Raw genomic sequence first — 17,458 nt, forward strand, 5'->3', positions numbered from 1 at the left:
CCGAATCGAGCGATGCGTGCGTTGCAAACCGACGAACGCGCATGGGTCGAAAAGTCTGGTACGCTGTGCCTACAGGGTGCGACCGGACGCACCGACTGAACCGATTTTTGAAAATAACAACGTATAAACCGGGGGCGGTCATGACGAGTAAGCAAGTAATCGAAACGCTGGCGAAACTGTGGTCGGCAATCTGGGGGTGGTTGCAACAGCGCTACCGCTATTGGACACAACAACCGCCGGCCGCCGAGGGTGATAAGCCCAAATCGCCGCGTTGGTTTTGGTATGCGTTGTTCGGCGTGCTATTGCTGTCGATACTGGCCGGCGGCGAGCGTATCGAAGGTCGCGAAATTCCCTATAGTCAGTTCTTGACGCTGATCAGCGACAACAAGGTCGAGAAAGCCGTGGTGACGCAACGCTTTATCAACGGCACGCTGAAGGCCGATGATAAAACACTGGGCAAGCAGTTCTTCACCGTGCCTTTGTGGGACGACGCCTTGGTCAAGCAACTGCAGGAGCATAAGGTCGAATACGTGGTGCGCGGCGGCGATAATTGGCTGAGTAATCTGCTGTTCAATTGGGTCATACCGCTCGCTATTTTCGTCGGGATCTGGATGTGGTTGCTGCCGAAAATGACCGGTGGGCCGGGCAGGTCGTTTTTGAATCTCGGCAACAAGGTCAAAATTCAACAAGAGGCGGTCAAAACCACCTTCGAAGACGTGGCCGGCGCCGAAAGCGCCAAACAAGAGTTAAAGGAAACCATCGATTTTTTAAAGTCGCCGGAGAAATTGCAAAAGCTCGGTGGCCGGATGCCGAAAGGGGTGCTGCTGGTCGGCGCCCCTGGCACCGGCAAGACGCTGTTGGCCAGGGCGGTGTCCGGCGAAGCCGGTGTGCCGTTTTTTAACATTAGCGCCTCCGAGTTCATCGAATTATTCGTCGGCATCGGCGCCGCCAGGGTGCGGGATCTGTTCGAACAGGCCCGTCAAAAAGCGCCTTGCATCATATTTATCGATGAATTGGACGCGATAGGCCGCAGTCGCGGCGGACCCATGGCGATGCCCGGCAACGACGAACGCGAACAAACCTTGAACCAGTTATTGACCGAGATGGACGGTTTCGACGCCACCTCGGGCGTGGTGGTGATGGCAGCCACCAACAGGCCGGAAATTCTCGACAAGGCCTTATTGCGCGCCGGCCGCTTCGATCGGCAAATCGTCGTCGACAAGCCCGATTTGATCGACCGGGTGGCTATCCTGGCCCTGCATTGCCAGGCGATGAGCTTGGCCGATGACGTGGATTTGCGGACCGTCGCCCAGCGTACGCCGGGCTTTGTCGGTGCCGATCTGTCGAACATCGCCAACGAAGCCGCCATTTTGGCGGCTCGCGGCGGGCGGGAAACCGTGGCGATGGCCAATTTCGAAGCCGCGATCGATCGAGTGATGGCCGGTCCGGAAAAGAAAAACCGTATCCTCGGTCCGGACGAGAAGCGCCGGGTCGCTTACCACGAGGCCGGTCACGCGCTGGTCGCGGAGAACTTGCCGACCGGCCAACCGGTGCATAAAATTTCCATCATTCCGCGCGGAGTCTCGGCGCTGGGCTTCACGCTACAACTGCCGATCGAGGAAAAATATCTGTCCACCGAAGCCGAATTGAAGGATCAATTGGCGATTTTGCTGGCCGGCCGCGCCGCCGAACAATTGGCGCTGGATAGCGTTTCCACCGGCGCGCAAAACGACTTGGAGCGCGCCAGCGAAATCGCGCGCAATATGGTGTGTTATTTGGGCATGAGCAAAAAACTGGGATCGAGGATCTACGGCCAACGCCAGCAATTGCAATTCCTGCCCGGCGATTTCAGCGAGCAGCGCAACTACAGCGAAGAGACCGCCCGCGTCGTCGATGCGGAAATCGCTGCATTGTTGGAAGAAGCCGAAAACCGGGCGGCGCGGGTATTGGCCGGCCGGCGCGCTCAGCTGGATAGGCTTGCCGAGTTGCTGCGGGAAAAAGAGGTGATCCAGCGCGAGGAGATGTTGGCGGTGCTGGCCGGTGTTTAAATCTAAATGATCGAGGGCGTGTGGAAATGACTGAGTTCAATCCCGACGACGGCGTTAAACGAGCGAAAAATATCGCCGCCGTGGTTTATTTAATCGTGCTGGCGTTTCTGGTCGGAGGCTCCTACCTCAACCAGCAAAGCGCCGAACCAAGCCAGTCGGAGGCGGCCGCACGCTGATTCCCGCGGGCGTCCGCCCGCGAAATCGCCCGGCACCGGCGGGCTTACCCGCTGGTTGGCTCGCCCCAACCAGCCCCGCGCCAGCCGAAGTGAACCGGTACCTGTCCCCGGATTGGCGGTCGGCCCGGCATGGCGCATAAAATCGGCCGTCGCCGTATGCCTCTCGCGCTGGAGGCGGCATTGACTTTGTAGGGCAACCCCAGTACCTTAGCCGGCCTTGTTTAAAACCTCACCAGCACCAGATCAAGAGTCGTTAATGGAAGAATTTCATCGCATCAGTCGCCTACCGCCTTATGTCTTCAACATCGTCAACGAACTGAAAGCCAAAGCCCGAGCGGACGGCGAGGACATTATCGACTTCGGGATGGGTAATCCGGACCAGCCGACCCCCCCGCACATTCTGAATAAAATGCTGGAAGTTGCTCAGCGCGACGATACCCACCGTTATTCGGTGTCCAAGGGGATTCCGCGCTTGCGCAAGGCCATTTGCGGCTGGTACAAAAAACGCTTCGACGTGGATTTGGATTTCAATACCGAAGCCATCGTCACGATAGGCTCCAAGGAAGGCTTGTCGCATCTGGCGCTGGCGACCCTGGGCCCCGGCGACGTGGTGTTGGTGCCGAATCCGGCCTATCCGATCCATCCCTATGGCGTCGTCATCGCCGGCGCCGACATTCGCCACGTGCCGCTGACGCCGGGCACCGATTTCTTCGAGGAATTGCGCAAAGGCATCGCCGAATGCTGGCCCAAGCCGAAAATGCTGATCCTCAACTTTCCCGGTAATCCGACCTGTCAATGCGTGGAACTGGATTTCTTCGAGAAAGTGGTCGCGATCTGCAAGGAACACAACATCTGGATCGTGCATGACATCGCCTATGCCGACATCGTGTTCGACGGTTACGTCGCGCCGTCGATTTTGCAAGTGGAAGGCGCGAAAGACATCGCGGTCGAGTTCTTCTCGCTGTCCAAAAGCTACAACATGCCCGGCTGGCGGGTCGGTTTCATGTGCGGCAATCCGACCTTGGTCGCGGCCTTGACCCGAATCAAATCCTATATGGACTACGGCACCTTCACGCCTATCCAGGTCGCGGCGATTACCGCGCTGGAAGGGCCGCAGGATTGCGTCAAGGAAATTTGCGATATGTACAAGGCGCGCCGCGACGTATTGTGCGACGGCCTGAACGCGATGGGGTGGCACGTGGAAAAACCCAAGGCGACGATGTTCGTCTGGGCCAAGATTCCCGACGCTTATCAAGGCATGGGTTCAATTGAGTTCGCCAAGAAATTGATCATCGACGCCAAGGTGGCGGTGTCGCCCGGCATCGGTTTCGGCCAGCACGGCGACGACCATATCCGTTTTAGCTTGATCGAGAACGAGCATCGCACCCGGCAGGCCTTGCGCAGCATCCGCAATATGCTGAAAAAAGACAACGTTGTATAATCGCCGGCCGTTTTGGCTGTGACTAAAGGAGTCGAATTTGAAGCCGGTTAGAGTTGGAGTATTGGGTTTGGGCACCGTCGGCGGCGGTACCGTCAACGTGTTGAAACGCAATGCCGAAGAAATCGCCCGCCGCGCCGGACGCGAGATCGTCGTGACCCGCGCCTCGGCGCGCGATCTGGATCGCGCCCGAATTTGCGATACCCAAGGCATCGCGTTGACCACCGACCCGTTCGAAATCGTCAACGATCCCGAGATTGACGTCGTCGTCGAATTGATCGGCGGCTACGAGCCGGCCAAACAATTGGTATTGACCGCGATCGCCAACGGCAAGCACGTGGTGACCGCCAACAAGGCCCTGATCGCGCTGCACGGCAACGAAGTGTTCGCCGAAGCCAGCAACAAAGGCGTGATGGTCTTGTTCGAAGCGGCGGTGGCCGGCGGCATACCCATCATCAAAGCCATCCGCGAGGGTCTGGCCGGCAACCAAATTCAATGGCTGGCCGGCATCATCAATGGCACCGGCAACTTTATCCTGACCGAGATGCGCGACAAGGGCCGCGACTTCGATGACGTATTAAAAGAAGCGCAAGCCTTGGGTTACGCCGAAGCTGATCCGACCTTCGATGTCGAAGGCATCGACGCCGGCCACAAATTGACGATTTTGGCATCGATCGCGTTCGGCATTCCGTTACAGTTCGATAAAGTCTTCACCGAGGGGATCACTAAAATCACCCGTCTCGACGTCGAATATGCCGAGGCCTTGGGCTACCGGATCAAGAATCTGGGTATCGCCCGCCGGACAGAGTCAGGCATTGAATTGCGCGTGCATCCGACGCTGATTCCAAAACGCCGCTTGATCGCCAACGTCGAGGGCGTCATGAATGCGGTCTTGGTGTGCGGCGATGCGGTCGGGCCAACGTTGTATTACGGCGCCGGCGCCGGCGCTGAGCCGACCGCGTCGGCGGTGGTGGCGGACTTGGTGGACGTGGTACGGGCAATGACCAGCGATCCGGAAAACCGGGTGCCGCATCTGGCCTTCCAGGCCGACGCTATCGCCGATATTCCGGTGTTGCCGGCCGAAGCCATCAAAACCGCTTACTATCTGCGTTTGACCGGCGAAGATAAGCCCGGCGTGCTGGCCGACGTCAGCCGAATTTTGGCCGCGCACAACATCAGCATCGAAGCCCTGATCCAGAAAGAGCCGTTACCCGGCGAAACCTCGGTACCGATCATCATGCTGACCCAGCAAACCTTGGAAAAAGAAATGAACGCGGCGATCGCCGACATCGAAGCGCTGGCCACGGTCAGCGGCAAGGTCGCGCGCATCCGCTTGGAAACTTTAGGATAATCAATGGCACAACACACACGCTACACCGGCTTGATCGAATATTACCGCGATCGCCTGCCGGTTTCGGAATCCACTCGTTTAATTAGTCTGGGCGAAGGCAACACACCGCTGATCCAATTGCAAAACATCCCGCGCCTGATCGGCAAGGATGTCGATATCTATGTCAAATTCGAAGGTCTGAACCCCACCGGTTCGTTCAAGGATCGCGGCATGACGATGGCGGTGACCAAGGCCGTCGAAGCCGGCAGCCAAGCCATCATCTGCGCCTCGACAGGCAATACCTCGGCCGCCGCCGCCGCTTACGCGGTAAGGGCCGGCATCAAGGCCTTCGTGCTAATCCCCGAAGGCAAGATCGCACTGGGCAAATTGGCGCAGACCCTGATGTACGGCGCCCAAATCATTCAGATCAACGGCAATTTCGACGCCGGCATGGCCTTGGTCAAGCAGGTCGCCGATCACGCGCCGGTGACCATCGTCAATTCGATCAACCCGTTCCGGCTGGAAGGCCAAAAAACCGCCGCGTTCGAAATTGTCGACGAACTGGGCCGGGCGCCGGATTTTCACTGTCTGCCGGTCGGCAACGCCGGTAACATCACCGCATATTGGAAGGGATACAGCGAATATGCAACCGACAGCGCCAGCCACAAAGCGGTGACCGACAAACGGCCGGTGATGTGCGGTTATCAAGCCGCCGGCGCGGCGCCGTTCGTGGCCGGCAAAATGGTCGACAATCCCGAGACCGTCGCGACCGCGATTCGGATCGGCCATCCGCAATCCTGGGATCTGGCCTGGAATGTCCAAAAAGAATCCGGCGGTTGGTTTGCTTCGTTTAGCGATGAGCAAATCCTGGCCGCGCAAAAAATGCTGTCGCAATTCGAGGGCATTTTCTGCGAACCGGCTTCGGCCACCTCGCTGGCCGGCGCGCTGCACGATATCGGCAGCGGCAAAATTCCGGACGGCAGCACCATCGTCTGCACATTGACCGGCAACGGCATCAAGGACCCGGATACCGCGATCGCCCAATGCAAGGACACTCATCCGGTGACGATAGACGCGACGCTGGATGCGGTGAAAAAAGCGATCCTGGACAACATGTGATCGCCGCCGCGAACTTGGCGAAGCCGGCTTAGCCGGCTTTTTTATTGGAAAATATGTACTTACAGGGCAGCAGGAAAGCAATCGTGCCGCGGCCGGTGCTGGTAAAGCACGGCCATTTCGCCGACATGGACCCGGTGTTGCAACGCATCTTCGCCAGTCGCGGCGTGCAGGGTAGCGACGAACTGGATCGAAGCCTGGCCCGTTTGCCGTCGCCGTGGCTGTTGTCCGGCATCAAATCCATGGTCGAGCAGTTGGTGAACGCGGTCGAGCAGGGCTTGGCAATCACGATCGTCGCGGATTTCGATGCTGACGGCGCCACCAGTTGCGCGCTGGCGATCAAAGGGTTGGCGCTGATGGGCGCCGGCCGGGTCGATTTCGTCGTACCCAACCGTTTCGAATACGGTTACGGCTTGACGCCGGAAATCGTCGAACTGGTCAAGCGCCAGATGCCCGATTTGATCGTCACCGTCGACAACGGCATTTCCAGCATCGCCGGCGTGGCGGCGGCCAAGGCGGCCGGCATCAAAGTGCTGGTGACCGACCATCATTTGCCCGGCCACGAATTACCGGACGCCGACGCCATCGTCAATCCCAATCTGCCCGAAGACAAGTTTCCCAGTCGCCACATCGCCGGGGTCGGCGTGATGTTTTACGTGCTGATGGCCTTGCGGATTCGGCTGCGCGAGCGGCATTGGTTCCAAAAAAACGGCATCGCCGAGCCGAATCTGGCGCAATTGCTGGACTACGTCGCGCTCGGCACCGTCGCCGATGTCGTGGCGCTGGATCAGGTCAACCGGATATTGGTACACCAGGGTTTGCTGCGGATTCGTTCCGGACAGTGTCAGCCGGGCATCAAGGCGCTCGCGGAAGTGGCCGGCAAAACGCTGGCCGGTATCCACGCCGCCGATCTTGGCTTTGCGTTGGCGCCGCGCTTAAACGCGGCCGGGCGGATGGACGACATGAGTTTGGGTATTCAATGCCTGCTAACGGAAGATGCCGGTTTGGCGCGCGACATCGCCGAGCAACTGCACGCGCTGAACCAGGACCGCCGCGATGTCGAAGGCCAGATGAAAACCGAGGCGATGGCCTTGCTGGCCGAAATGAAGGCGCTGGACGACAAGCACGTGCCGGCCGGGGTTTGCCTATATGATGCCAACTGGCATCAAGGCGTGGTCGGCATTTTGGCCTCGCGGATCAAGGACCGATTGCACCGGCCGGTGATTGCCTTCGCGCCGGCCGACCACGGCGACATCAAGGGCTCGGCCCGGTCGATACCCGGCGTGCATATTCGCGATGTGTTGGCCGATGTTGCGGCCGCGCATCCGCAGGTGCTGGAGAAATTCGGCGGTCACGCGATGGCGGCCGGCTTGACGATCAAATTGCACGATTACCCGCATTTTGCGCTCGCATTTGCCGGCGCGGTCGAGGCCCGCCTGGACGCCGTGGATCTGGAACAAAAAGTGTATAGCGACGGCGAGCTGGACGAGGCGCACCTGACGCTGGCCTTCGCCGAAATCCTGCAACAAGCCGCGGTTTGGGGCCAGGCTTTTCCGGAGCCGGTGTTTAACGGCGTGTTCGACGTCATCCAGTGCCGCATCGTCGGGCAGCAGCATCTGAAGTTGGTGCTCAAGTTACCGTTCGGCGGCCAATTGTTCGACGCCATCGCGTTTTTTGCCGACAGGCCGGAAAATTGGTTGGGTTGCCGCAAGGTTAATGCGGCTTTTAAGCTGGATATCAACGAATTCCGCGGACAACGCAGTTTGCAATTGCTGGTGCATTATCTGGAGAAATGGGAATGAGCTCGATCGGTTTCGAGCGCTGGCTGGACGCGGTACACCGACAGCGCTGGTGGTTGCTGCTAGCGATTCTGGTGTTGCGGATCGGCTTCTTGGCTTTTAACGGCCTGGATCTAATCGGCGACGAAAGTTATTACTGGGATTGGTCGCGGCAACCGGACTGGTGCTATTACAGCAAGCCGCCGATGGTGGCCTGGCTGATCGGCGCTTCCACCCGGCTGTTTGGCGATTCCGCTTGGGCGGTGCGGCTGCCCACCGTGTTGCTCGGCACAGGCTTTCTCTATTATCTGCACGCGACGGCTAATGCCTTCTACGGCGCGCGAGCCGCGGCGCTGACGCTGTTGCTGGTGCTGGCGACGCCGAATAATGTGCTGGCTAATTTTCTGATGACCATCGATCCGCCGCTGTACGGTTTTTGGATCGCCACGGTTTATTACCTGCGCCGCGCCGTGTTCGACGGCCACGAGCGGGCTTGGCTGTGGGCAGGATGCGCAACCGCGCTGGCCTTGCTGAGCAAGCAGGCCGCATTGTTGCAGCCGGTGGCGTTAGCGGCGTTCCTGGGCGCCAGTCCGGCACGGCGCCGGCATTTTCGAGGCGATTTCTGGCGCTATCTGGCCCCGGTCGTTTTGGCCGCGCTGCCTATTCTGCTGTGGAACCAGCAGCACGATTGGGTGATGTTCGGCCACAGCAAGAGCCATTTCGGCAACGAGGGCGAATTCGATAGCTGGCGGCGATTTCGCGATGCCAGGGACTTCTGGTTCTATCAACTGTTGCTGTTGAATCCGCTGATTTTTGTTTTGACGCTGGCGATGGCGTTGCGCGGGTTGTTCAGGTTTTTGCAATGGAGCGACGAGCGGCGCTTTCTTTGGTTGATGGGTCCCGTCTGGTTACTGGTGGTTTTGGCGATGAGTTTCGGCCAAAAAGTCCAGGGCAATTGGCCGATGCCGTTTTATTTCACCGGCTTCATTCTGGTGGCCGGCGCGGCGCCGGTGGCCGGACGCTGGTTGAAAGCCGGACTGGCGCTGGGATTGGCGATGGTCTTGCTGACCTATTCGTTGCCGGCGGTGTTACAAGCCTTGAATCTGCAAAATTCCAAGTTGGACCCGACCAAGCGCTTCAAGCAATGGCAGGTGTTGGCCGAGCGCATCGACGCGTATCGGACCGATTCCGGCCCGGAAAAGCCAGTTCTCGTCACGGTGGGGCATCGTTTTCTGGCCAGCCAACTGGCGTTTTATTTGCCCGATCATCCCCGTGTCTACCGTTACGAAGCCAGCGGCGGCGTGACTTCGCAATACGAAGTTTGGCCGGGTCCGATCGAGCGGATTGGCCAGCCGGCTTTTGTGGTCGCCGACGTTCGGGCCGAGCGCTTCGACCAGCGCTGGTCGAGCAGTCTGGAAGGCCTGACCTTACTCGGCGAGGTCGCCGATCCCGCCAAGCCGTCGACAAAATATTATCTTTATCGGGCCGAGAAACTGAAGACTTGGCCCGCGCCGTTAAAACTGAACCGGGAAGGCCATGCCGCACCATAAACTTGCTCGCGCCAGATTGGAATTGGCGATTTGGTTTCTGCTCGCGGTCATGACGACCTTGGTTTTCTGGTCGACCGATCTGGACTTGACGATCGCCGGCTGGTTTTATCGGCCGGACGTCCCGGAGCAAGCTTGGCCCTACCGGCATTGGTGGCTGGTTAAGCCGCTGTACGACTACGCGTTTCCGTTTACCGTGTGGTCGGGTGTCGCGGCGTTGGTGGTGTATATCTCCAGTCATTTTCACCACTTCACTCGCCGGTTCCGGCGGCGGGCGTTGTACATTCTGTTGGTGATTGCGATAGGGCCGGGCGTGGTCGTCAATTTGATCGTCAAGGATCATTGGGGGCGGCCGCGGCCGGTGCATGTGACCGAATTCGGCGGCGAGCATCGCTACGTCCCGCCCGGCAAGATCGGCGGCACGCCGGACAAGTCTTTCGTCTGCGGCCATTGTTCGGTCGGCTATAGTTTTTTCGTGCTGTATTTTCTGTCGCAAAACCACAAGCTGGTCTATCTGCTGTTGAGCTTGGCACTGGGTTGGACCTTGGGATTCACCCGGATGACCGCCGGCGGCCATTTTTTATCGGACATTCTCTGGTCCGGTTATCTGGTGTTTTTGGTGGCTTTCGCACTGTATTACGGTTGGTTTCTCGAGATTAAATGGTGCCGCCGCCGCGACGGTTAAAATCGGTAAGCGGACTGGGCTTTAGCGCTTGGCTTGATATAATGCCGACTGTTTTTGATTAATTCCTGACGAGAGATTTGCATGATTCAAGGTAGTATCGTTGCTCTGGTAACCCCAATGACGGATGACGGCGCTGTGGACTTCGCCGCTCTGAAGCGCTTGGTGGAGTTTCATATCGAGCACGCTACCGACGCCTTGGTCGCGGTTGGCACCACCGGCGAATCGGCGACGCTGGACGAAGACGAACATTGCCGCGTGATTCAAGCCACCGTCGAGTACGTCGCCGGGCGGATTCCGGTCATCGCCGGCACCGGCGCCAATTGCACCCGCGAAGCGATCGCGCTGACGCGGCGGGCTAAAGCGGCTGGCGCGGATGCCTGTTTATTGGTGACGCCGTACTACAACAAGCCAACTCAGGAAGGTTTGTATCTGCATTACAAAGCAGTGGCGGAAGCGGTTGACATTCCACAGATTCTCTACAACGTGCCGGGCCGCACCGGTTGCGATTTATTGCCGGAAACCGTCGGTCGCTTGGCGCGAGTGGAAAACATCGTCGGCGTGAAAGAGGCGACCGGCAAATTGGAAAGAGTCCAGCAAATCCGCGATCTCACCGGTGCCGAGTTTGCGTTGTATACCGGCGACGACGCCACCAGCCTGGAGTTTTGTCTATTGGGCGGCAACGGCAGCATCACCGTCACCGGCAACGTGGCGCCGCGACTGGTTCACGACATGTTGACCGCCGCGATGCGCGGCGACCGGGCGACTGCCGAAGCGATAGACGCTAAATTGCAAGGTTTGCATGCCAGCCTGTTCATCCAGTCCAATCCGATTCCAGTGAAATGGGCCGTCGCCGAGCTGGGCCTGATCGGCACCGGTATTCGTTTACCGTTGACCTGGCTGACCGAGGATTGCTTCGATCCGGTAAGAACCGCGATGCGGCAGGCGGGTGTACTTTAATATGCGCGCCCTTCGGTTAGGCCGCTGGCTGTGGTTGGTCGGCGTACTGAGCGCGGCCGGCGGTTGCGGTTACGTCAAAAGTCTGTTTCCCGATAAAGAGCGGGATTACCAATTTACGACCGAGATCCCGGAACTGGTCGTGCCGGACGATTTGAAAAACAAAACTTTTCCGACCCGCGCGCCCGCGTCGCCGAGACCCGACACCCCGGCGCCGGTCGCCGCGACAGCTCCGGCACCCGTCGAAAGCGACAATGTCGAGGCCACTTCGGTGGCGGCCGAGCTGCCGTCAACGCCGATGCCGATGCCGAACGAGTCGGCCGCGAAGCCGGAAGTCAGCAAGGCGCAAACCGCGCCGGCGCCTAGCCGCACCCAGGTTGAATCGGCCGGCGAAAGCCCGCGGCGCCAATCCAGCGACGGTGTCAGCAGTCTGGAAATCGACCAATCCATTACCCAAGCTTGGTGGCTGGTCAGCAAATCGCTGAGCCGCCAAAAATTGGAAATCGTCGAACGCAATATGGACAAAGGCTATTTCTTCGTCAAATACGATCCGAATGCGATCAAACCCGAAGACGGCTCTATTTGGGACGAGTTTACCTTCATGTTCGGCGACGATCCCAGCCAGGAACTCGAATACCGGATCAGCTTGCAGGCGCTGGCGGCAGATGCCACCGAAGTGACGGTGCAAGACAGCCAAGGCCGGAGTTTGTCCAACACCGCCGCGACCTCGTTGTTGCGCTTGATTACCGATGGTATCAAGCAGGATTTGCCGGCGGACGGCGAGCCGGCGGCGCAACCCTGACGAGTTTGCTCCGGCGCGGCCCGCGCGCCAGAATTCACCGTATCTACAAGCTTCGCGGCCTGAGCCGCGCCTAATATCGAGTACACACGCCCATGTTGACCCTACCCGGTAGCTCCGCACTGTCCCGTTTTCGAATCGAAAAACTACTCGGCGTCTTACAAGCCCGCCAGCCGCAAGTTACCGCGTTGACGGCCCGCTATCTGCATTTCGTGCAATTGGCGGCCGACCTGGATAACGAACAGCGCGCGATGCTGGAACGTCTGCTGGATTACGGCGATCGGCAAGAGGCTTGGCCGGCGGAACCGACGAACCGAGTTTGCGTCGTGCCCAGGCTGGGAACCATTTCGCCATGGTCCAGCAAGGCCTCGGAGATTGCCGAACGCTGCGGCTTGACCTCGGTCAAGCGCATTGAGCGGGGTATTGAATATGCTTTCACGACCGCCGTACCGCTCGGCGATGCGGAAATGGCGGCGTTGGCCGCCTCATTGCACGACAGGATGACGCAGCAAGTCGTCACGAATCTTGCCGAACTGGCCTTGTTTGCCGAACACGAGCCCAAACCGCTGCAAACCGTGGCGATCATCGAACGCGGCCGCGCCGCGTTGGAGCAAGCCAATGGCGAGTTGGGCTTGGCGCTGTCGGCCGACGAAATCGAGTATCTGACCGATAGTTTCAGCCAGCTCGGCCGCAACCCGACCGACGTGGAACTGATGATGTTCGCGCAGGCCAACTCCGAGCATTGCCGCCACAAGATCTTCAACGCCAGTTGGACCATCGACGGCGAGGAACAGGCCAAATCGCTGTTCGCGATGATACGCAACACCCACAGCCTGCACCCGCAAGGCGTGTTGTCGGCTTACAAGGACAACGCTTCGGTGCTGGCAGGGCCGAACGCGCGGGTGTTTATCCGCGACGCCCACAGCCATCGCTACGCTTACGTCGAGGAAGCCGCGCACATTTTGATGAAGGTCGAGACTCACAACCATCCCACCGCGATCTCGCCGCATCCCGGCGCCGCCACAGGTTCCGGCGGCGAAATTCGCGACGAAGGCGCTACCGGGCGCGGTTCCGCGCCCAAGGCCGGTTTAACCGGCTTCAGCGTGTCGCATCTGAAAATCCCCGGTTTTTCGCAGCCCTGGGAAGCCGACAACGGCAAGCCGGAGCGCATCGCCTCGGCACTGGACATCATGTTGGAAGGCCCAATCGGCGGCGCGGCGTTCAACAACGAGTTCGGTCGGCCTAATCTGGCCGGCTATTTCCGCAGCTTCGAGCAGCCCGCCGAAAACGGCGAAGCCAACCAATACCGTGGCTACCACAAGCCGATCATGATTGCCGGCGGCCTGGGCAACATTCGGCCGATGCTGGTCGAGAAACAGCCGATTCCGGCCGGGGCGTTGATCGTGATCCTGGGTGGCCCGGCGATGCTGATCGGCCTGGGCGGCGGTGCGGCCTCGTCGCAAACCTCCGGCGCCAGCGCGGCGGAACTGGATTTTGCCTCGGTGCAACGCGAAAACCCGGAAATGCAGCGCCGGTGCCAGGAAGTGATCAACCATTGCAACTCGCTGGGCGAGCATACGCCGATCGTGTCGATTCACGACATCGGCGCCGGCGGTTTGTCCAACGCGGTGCCGGAAATCATTCACGATTGCGATCGCGGCGGCCGCTTCGAATTGCGCAAGGTGCAAAACGCCGACAAGGGCATGTCGCCGATGCAGATCTGGTGCAACGAAGCGCAAGAGCGCTACGTGGTTGCGATCAAGCCTGAATCCCTGGCGCTGTTTCAAAGCTTTTGCGAGCGCGAACACTGCCTGTACGCGGTGATCGGCCATGCCACCGACGAAGAACACCTGACCCTGAGCGACGAATGGTTCGGCCACTCGGCGCCCATCGATTTACCGATGTCGGTATTGTTCGGCAAGCCGCCGAAAATGCACCGCGACGTGCAGCGGCTGCACAAAACCTTGCCGGATTTGGCTTTAGATCAAGTCGAGCTGGCTGAAGCGATTAGACGGGTATTGGCGTTTCCGGCCGTTGCCGACAAAAGTTTCCTGATCCACATCGGCGACCGTTCCGTCACCGGTCTGGTCGCTCGCGACCAGATGGTCGGCCCGTGGCAAGTACCGGTGGCCGACGTTGCGGTCACCGCGTCCGGCTTTCAGGCCTACACCGGCGAAGCGATGGCGATGGGCGAACGCACGCCGTTGGCCTTGATCGACGCGCCGGCCTCGGGCCGCATGGCCATCGGCGAAGCCTTGACCAACTTGGCCGCCGCCCGCATTGGCCAACTGAACCACGTTAAACTTTCGGCGAACTGGATGGCGGCTTGCGGCAGCCCCGGCGAAGACGCGGCCCTGTTCGATACCGTCAAAGCGGTTGGTATGGAACTATGCCCGGAATTGGGTATCGCTATTCCGGTCGGCAAAGACTCATTGTCGATGAAAACCGTCTGGCAGGACGATCAGGGCAACAAAACCATGACCTCGCCGCTGTCGTTGATCATCACCGCCTTCGCGCCGGTACAAGACGTGCGCGACACGCTGACACCGGAACTGAAGAACGAGGACAGTGTATTGCTGTTGATCGACCTGGGCCAAGGCAAAAACCGCCTCGGCGGCTCGGTATTGGCGCAAGTTTACAATCAGCTCGGCAATCAAGCGCCGGACTTGGACAACGCCGACCTATTCAAACGTTTTTTCGACGCCGTCCAAACCCTAAGCCAGCAAGGCCTGATCCTGGCCTACCACGACCGGGCCGACGGCGGTTTGCTGGCGACGGTGGCGGAAATGCTGTTTGCCGGCCGCCAGGGTGTGGATATGGATATTTCGGACTTGACCGGCGATGCGCTGGCGGCGCTGTTCAACGAGGAGTTGGGCGCGGTGCTGCAGGTCAAAAACAGCGACTTGAACCAAGTTGCCCGCCTGCTGGATCACGCCGGCCTTGACGATTGCAGCCATGTGGTCGGCCGCGTCGTCGATGGTCAACAGTTGCGGATATTCAAGGCTGGACGCGCGTTGTACAGTGCCACGCGCGCCGAATTGCAGCAAATCTGGTCGGAAGTCAGCTACCGTATGCAAGCGCTACGCGACAATCCCGATTGCGCCAAACAGCAATTCGAACGCATTGCCGACGACAGCGATCCCGGTCTGTCGGCGGTGTTGACTTACGACATCAACGACGACATCTGTGCCAAATTTGCCGTTAGCGGACGACCCGCCGCGATGTCAGAAGTGCAACTCGTTGCCGGGAACAATGACGGCCGACCGAAAGTGGCGATCCTGCGCGAACAGGGCGTCAACGGCCACGTGGAAATGGCGGCGGCTTTCGATTGGGCCGGTTTCGCCGCGATCGACGTGCACATGACCGACATTATCAGCGGCCGGGTCAGCCTCGGCGACTTCAAGGGCTTGGTGGCCTGCGGCGGCTTTTCCTACGGCGACGTGCTCGGCGCGGGCGGCGGTTGGGCCAAATCAATATTGTTCAATCCCAAGGCGCGCGACGAATTCGCCGCGTTCTTCGCCCGCCCGGATACCTTCGGCCTGGGGGTCTGCAACGGCTGCCAGATGATGTCGGGCTTGAAGGACATTATCCCCGGCGCGGAGCATTGGCCGGCCTTCAAACGCAATTTGTCGGAGCAGTTCGAAGCGCGCGTCGCCATGGTCGAAATTCCGGAGTCGCCGTCGATTTTCTTGGACGGCATGGCGGGGTCCAGGCTGCCGGTGGTGGTGGCCCACGGCGAGGGCAGGGCCGATTTTGGCGAACAGGACCCGAGCGGCGCGCTGGTCGCCGTGCGCTATGTGGACAACGCCGGGCAACCGACCGAAGCCTTCCCGGCCAACCCGAACGGATCGCCGTTCGGCATTACCGGCCTGACAACCCGTGACGGTCGCTTCACGATCATGATGCCGCATCCCGAACGCTGCTTCAGGGCCGTGCAAAACTCCTGGCATCCGGCCGATTGGCGCGAAGACGGCGCTTGGCTGCGGATGTTTCGAAACGCCAGGGTTTGGGTCGGCTAATTCCGTTTGGTTGGTCGATTAATCGGTCCGGCAGGTTTCCGTGACGTTGCGGGTGGTCTTGAATGGTGCCGAAGCCGAGACTTTGGGTATTGATGTCGCGGCGTTGGCGGCATTGGACATTGCGCTGTGTCCGGAGGACCGCATGGCGTCGGCGGATGCCGACATTGTATTGTTGACTGGCGCCGAGTTGGCGTCTCTGATCAACACGCAGACCCGTGATCATCCCGGCCGCAAAATTGTGGCGGTGATAGCAATGTCGGTCGATGAAGCTGTGAACTGCTTGGCTAACGGCGCGCTGGCTGTCCTGGTGGCGCCGCTACCAGCCGAACGGCTGGCGCCGATTCTTCGGCAAGTCGCGGCGGGCAATTACTTTATCGATCAGCGCCTCGCGCAACTGTTGGCCCTCCGCCAGCTCAAGAAAATCCTAGATCCGTTCAATGCTTTAAGCTCGCGGGAATACGATGTGTTTTGTCTCTTGGCCGATGGTAAATCACTAGCCGAAATCGCGGTTCAACTGGGCGTTAGCCGGAAGACGGTTTCCAACAATCAGACCCAAATCAAACTTAAGCTCGGTCTAGCCGGCCGAACCGACCTCGTTGCTTATGCAAAAAGACATGGCCTCCTAGGTTAAATTGGCTATAATTCCCGCGAATCGGGAATTTTTCCTTTTTTTAAACAGCCCTCGGGAGGATGTCATGAATAAGTCACAAATTGGAATTGCCGTTGCTTTGCTGGTTTTCGCCGGCGCCAGCGGCGCGGCCGACCAAGGCTTGGAAAATTGCTTGCAAGCGGTCAAAAAAGACAAAGCCGGTGAATTATTGAAACTGGAAAAGCTCAATATCGCCGGTAAAGGCGCTTACGAAGTCGAAGTCCGCGACGCCAATCGGGCGGAGTGGGAATTTGTTTGCGACGCCGATAGCGGCAAAATCACCGAACGCGAAACAGAAGTCGCCGACCCTAACACCAGCAGCTTCAAGAAAAACGTCAAGGTCACCGAGGAAGACGCCGCGGCCACGGTACTCAAAGCTTATCCCGGCACAGTCCAGGAAGTGGAATACGAAGTCGAGGATAACGGCGCGTCTTCTTATGAATTCGATGTCGTTAGCGACAAAGGCGTGGAAACCAAGGTCGAAGTCGACGCCGCATCCGGCAAAATCATCGAAACCGCGACCGAAGAGTGGGAAATCGGCGAAGAAGCCGACGAACTGCGCTAAGTTTTCGCGAGCGTAGCGGCTCATTCCCGAACCGCTGCGCTCGGCTTTCAGGTGGTGGATAATCCGCACTGTTCCAATTAACCATCGCGAGACAGCCTGCGGGCGAACCCTTTTCAGCCCGATTACAAACGCCTTTGGTCGCGGCAAAAGTCTCCGCATTTGCTTTCCTCATTCTTCGGGGCCGCGCCCCGTCATGACTGTTCGGTCGAATAACCGCCGAGCTTTCCAGGGCGTTCGAAACCGGCCTGCCGGGTTCTGAGCATCGTTTCCAACACGTCCTTACTTTGGCCGGCAAGCGTTGTCCGGCGATACAAGCAACCCAAGGTTTCGTTAACGGATCGCCCCGGCGCGGGG

The 17,458-nt window shown here is 59.3% G+C and carries 13 protein-coding genes; all 13 read left to right on the forward strand.

The features are described 5' to 3' along the window. The first annotated feature begins 140 nt into the window (after positions 1–140). Positions 141–2,048 carry an ATP-dependent zinc metalloprotease FtsH gene (gene ftsH / locus AC3B8H_RS09380; RefSeq protein WP_488441326.1) on the forward strand — a complete coding sequence of 636 codons (1,908 nt, stop codon included), beginning with the start codon at positions 141–143 and terminating at the stop codon, positions 2,046–2,048. Between the two features lie 26 nt (positions 2,049–2,074). Then, entirely contained in the window at positions 2,075–2,224 is a 150-nt protein-coding gene (locus AC3B8H_RS09385) for a hypothetical protein (protein WP_488441327.1), read from the forward strand. 256 nt (positions 2,225–2,480) lie between these two features. Beyond that, on the forward strand, positions 2,481–3,665 hold the full coding sequence (gene alaC / locus AC3B8H_RS09390; RefSeq protein WP_488441328.1) for an alanine transaminase: 1,185 nt from the start codon (positions 2,481–2,483) through the stop codon (positions 3,663–3,665). Positions 3,666–3,702: 37 nt separating this feature from the next. Beyond that, on the forward strand, positions 3,703–5,013 hold the full coding sequence (locus tag AC3B8H_RS09395; protein WP_488441329.1) for a homoserine dehydrogenase: 1,311 nt from the start codon (positions 3,703–3,705) through the stop codon (positions 5,011–5,013). 3 nt (positions 5,014–5,016) lie between these two features. Next, positions 5,017–6,111, forward strand: a complete 1,095-nt coding sequence (gene thrC, locus AC3B8H_RS09400; RefSeq protein ID WP_488441330.1) for a threonine synthase — start codon at positions 5,017–5,019, stop codon at positions 6,109–6,111. A gap of 53 nt (positions 6,112–6,164) precedes the next feature. Further along, on the forward strand, positions 6,165–7,910 hold the full coding sequence (gene recJ, locus AC3B8H_RS09405; RefSeq protein ID WP_488441338.1) for a single-stranded-DNA-specific exonuclease RecJ: 1,746 nt from the start codon (positions 6,165–6,167) through the stop codon (positions 7,908–7,910). Beyond that, positions 7,907–9,436 (forward strand): ArnT family glycosyltransferase, encoded by a 1,530-nt coding sequence (locus AC3B8H_RS09410; RefSeq protein WP_488441331.1) that lies wholly within the window; start codon positions 7,907–7,909, stop codon positions 9,434–9,436. Before recJ ends, AC3B8H_RS09410 begins: the two co-directional genes overlap by 4 nt. Beyond that, complete coding sequence (locus AC3B8H_RS09415; protein ID WP_488441332.1) at positions 9,423–10,118, forward strand: phosphatase PAP2 family protein; 696 nt, start codon at positions 9,423–9,425, stop codon at positions 10,116–10,118. The genes AC3B8H_RS09410 and AC3B8H_RS09415 overlap by 14 nt, the downstream gene beginning before the upstream one ends. A gap of 81 nt (positions 10,119–10,199) precedes the next feature. Beyond that, positions 10,200–11,075 (forward strand): 4-hydroxy-tetrahydrodipicolinate synthase, encoded by an 876-nt coding sequence (gene dapA / locus AC3B8H_RS09420; RefSeq protein ID WP_488441333.1) that lies wholly within the window; start codon positions 10,200–10,202, stop codon positions 11,073–11,075. Between the two features lies 1 nt (position 11,076). Further along, positions 11,077–11,874: an NlpB/DapX family lipoprotein gene (gene bamC, locus AC3B8H_RS09425; protein WP_488441334.1), complete on the forward strand. Its 798-nt coding sequence runs from the start codon at positions 11,077–11,079 to the stop codon at positions 11,872–11,874. 92 nt (positions 11,875–11,966) lie between these two features. After that, positions 11,967–15,890, forward strand: a complete 3,924-nt coding sequence (gene purL, locus AC3B8H_RS09430; protein ID WP_488441335.1) for a phosphoribosylformylglycinamidine synthase — start codon at positions 11,967–11,969, stop codon at positions 15,888–15,890. A gap of 40 nt (positions 15,891–15,930) precedes the next feature. Then, on the forward strand, positions 15,931–16,521 hold the full coding sequence (locus tag AC3B8H_RS09435; RefSeq protein ID WP_488441336.1) for a helix-turn-helix transcriptional regulator: 591 nt from the start codon (positions 15,931–15,933) through the stop codon (positions 16,519–16,521). Positions 16,522–16,585: 64 nt separating this feature from the next. Then, positions 16,586–17,104: a PepSY domain-containing protein gene (locus AC3B8H_RS09440; protein ID WP_488441337.1), complete on the forward strand. Its 519-nt coding sequence runs from the start codon at positions 16,586–16,588 to the stop codon at positions 17,102–17,104. Positions 17,105–17,458: the final 354 nt, after the last annotated feature.

It is taken from the genome of Methylomonas sp. BG-2, from assembly GCF_057766305.1.

What these genes read in the sequence shown, in the direction of transcription:
- ftsH (WP_488441326.1), top strand. Translation starts at nt 141, where the DNA reads ATGACGAGTAAGCAAGTAATCGAAACGCTGGCGAAACTGTGGTCGGCA.
- AC3B8H_RS09385 (WP_488441327.1), top strand. Translation starts at nt 2,075, where the DNA reads ATGACTGAGTTCAATCCCGACGACGGCGTTAAACGAGCGAAAAATATC.
- alaC (WP_488441328.1), top strand. Translation starts at nt 2,481, where the DNA reads ATGGAAGAATTTCATCGCATCAGTCGCCTACCGCCTTATGTCTTCAAC.
- thrC (WP_488441330.1), top strand. Translation starts at nt 5,017, where the DNA reads ATGGCACAACACACACGCTACACCGGCTTGATCGAATATTACCGCGAT.
- recJ (WP_488441338.1), top strand. Translation starts at nt 6,165, where the DNA reads ATGTACTTACAGGGCAGCAGGAAAGCAATCGTGCCGCGGCCGGTGCTG.
- AC3B8H_RS09410 (WP_488441331.1), top strand. Translation starts at nt 7,907, where the DNA reads ATGAGCTCGATCGGTTTCGAGCGCTGGCTGGACGCGGTACACCGACAG.
- AC3B8H_RS09415 (WP_488441332.1), top strand. Translation starts at nt 9,423, where the DNA reads ATGCCGCACCATAAACTTGCTCGCGCCAGATTGGAATTGGCGATTTGG.
- dapA (WP_488441333.1), top strand. Translation starts at nt 10,200, where the DNA reads ATGATTCAAGGTAGTATCGTTGCTCTGGTAACCCCAATGACGGATGAC.
- bamC (WP_488441334.1), top strand. Translation starts at nt 11,077, where the DNA reads ATGCGCGCCCTTCGGTTAGGCCGCTGGCTGTGGTTGGTCGGCGTACTG.
- purL (WP_488441335.1), top strand. Translation starts at nt 11,967, where the DNA reads ATGTTGACCCTACCCGGTAGCTCCGCACTGTCCCGTTTTCGAATCGAA.
- AC3B8H_RS09440 (WP_488441337.1), top strand. Translation starts at nt 16,586, where the DNA reads ATGAATAAGTCACAAATTGGAATTGCCGTTGCTTTGCTGGTTTTCGCC.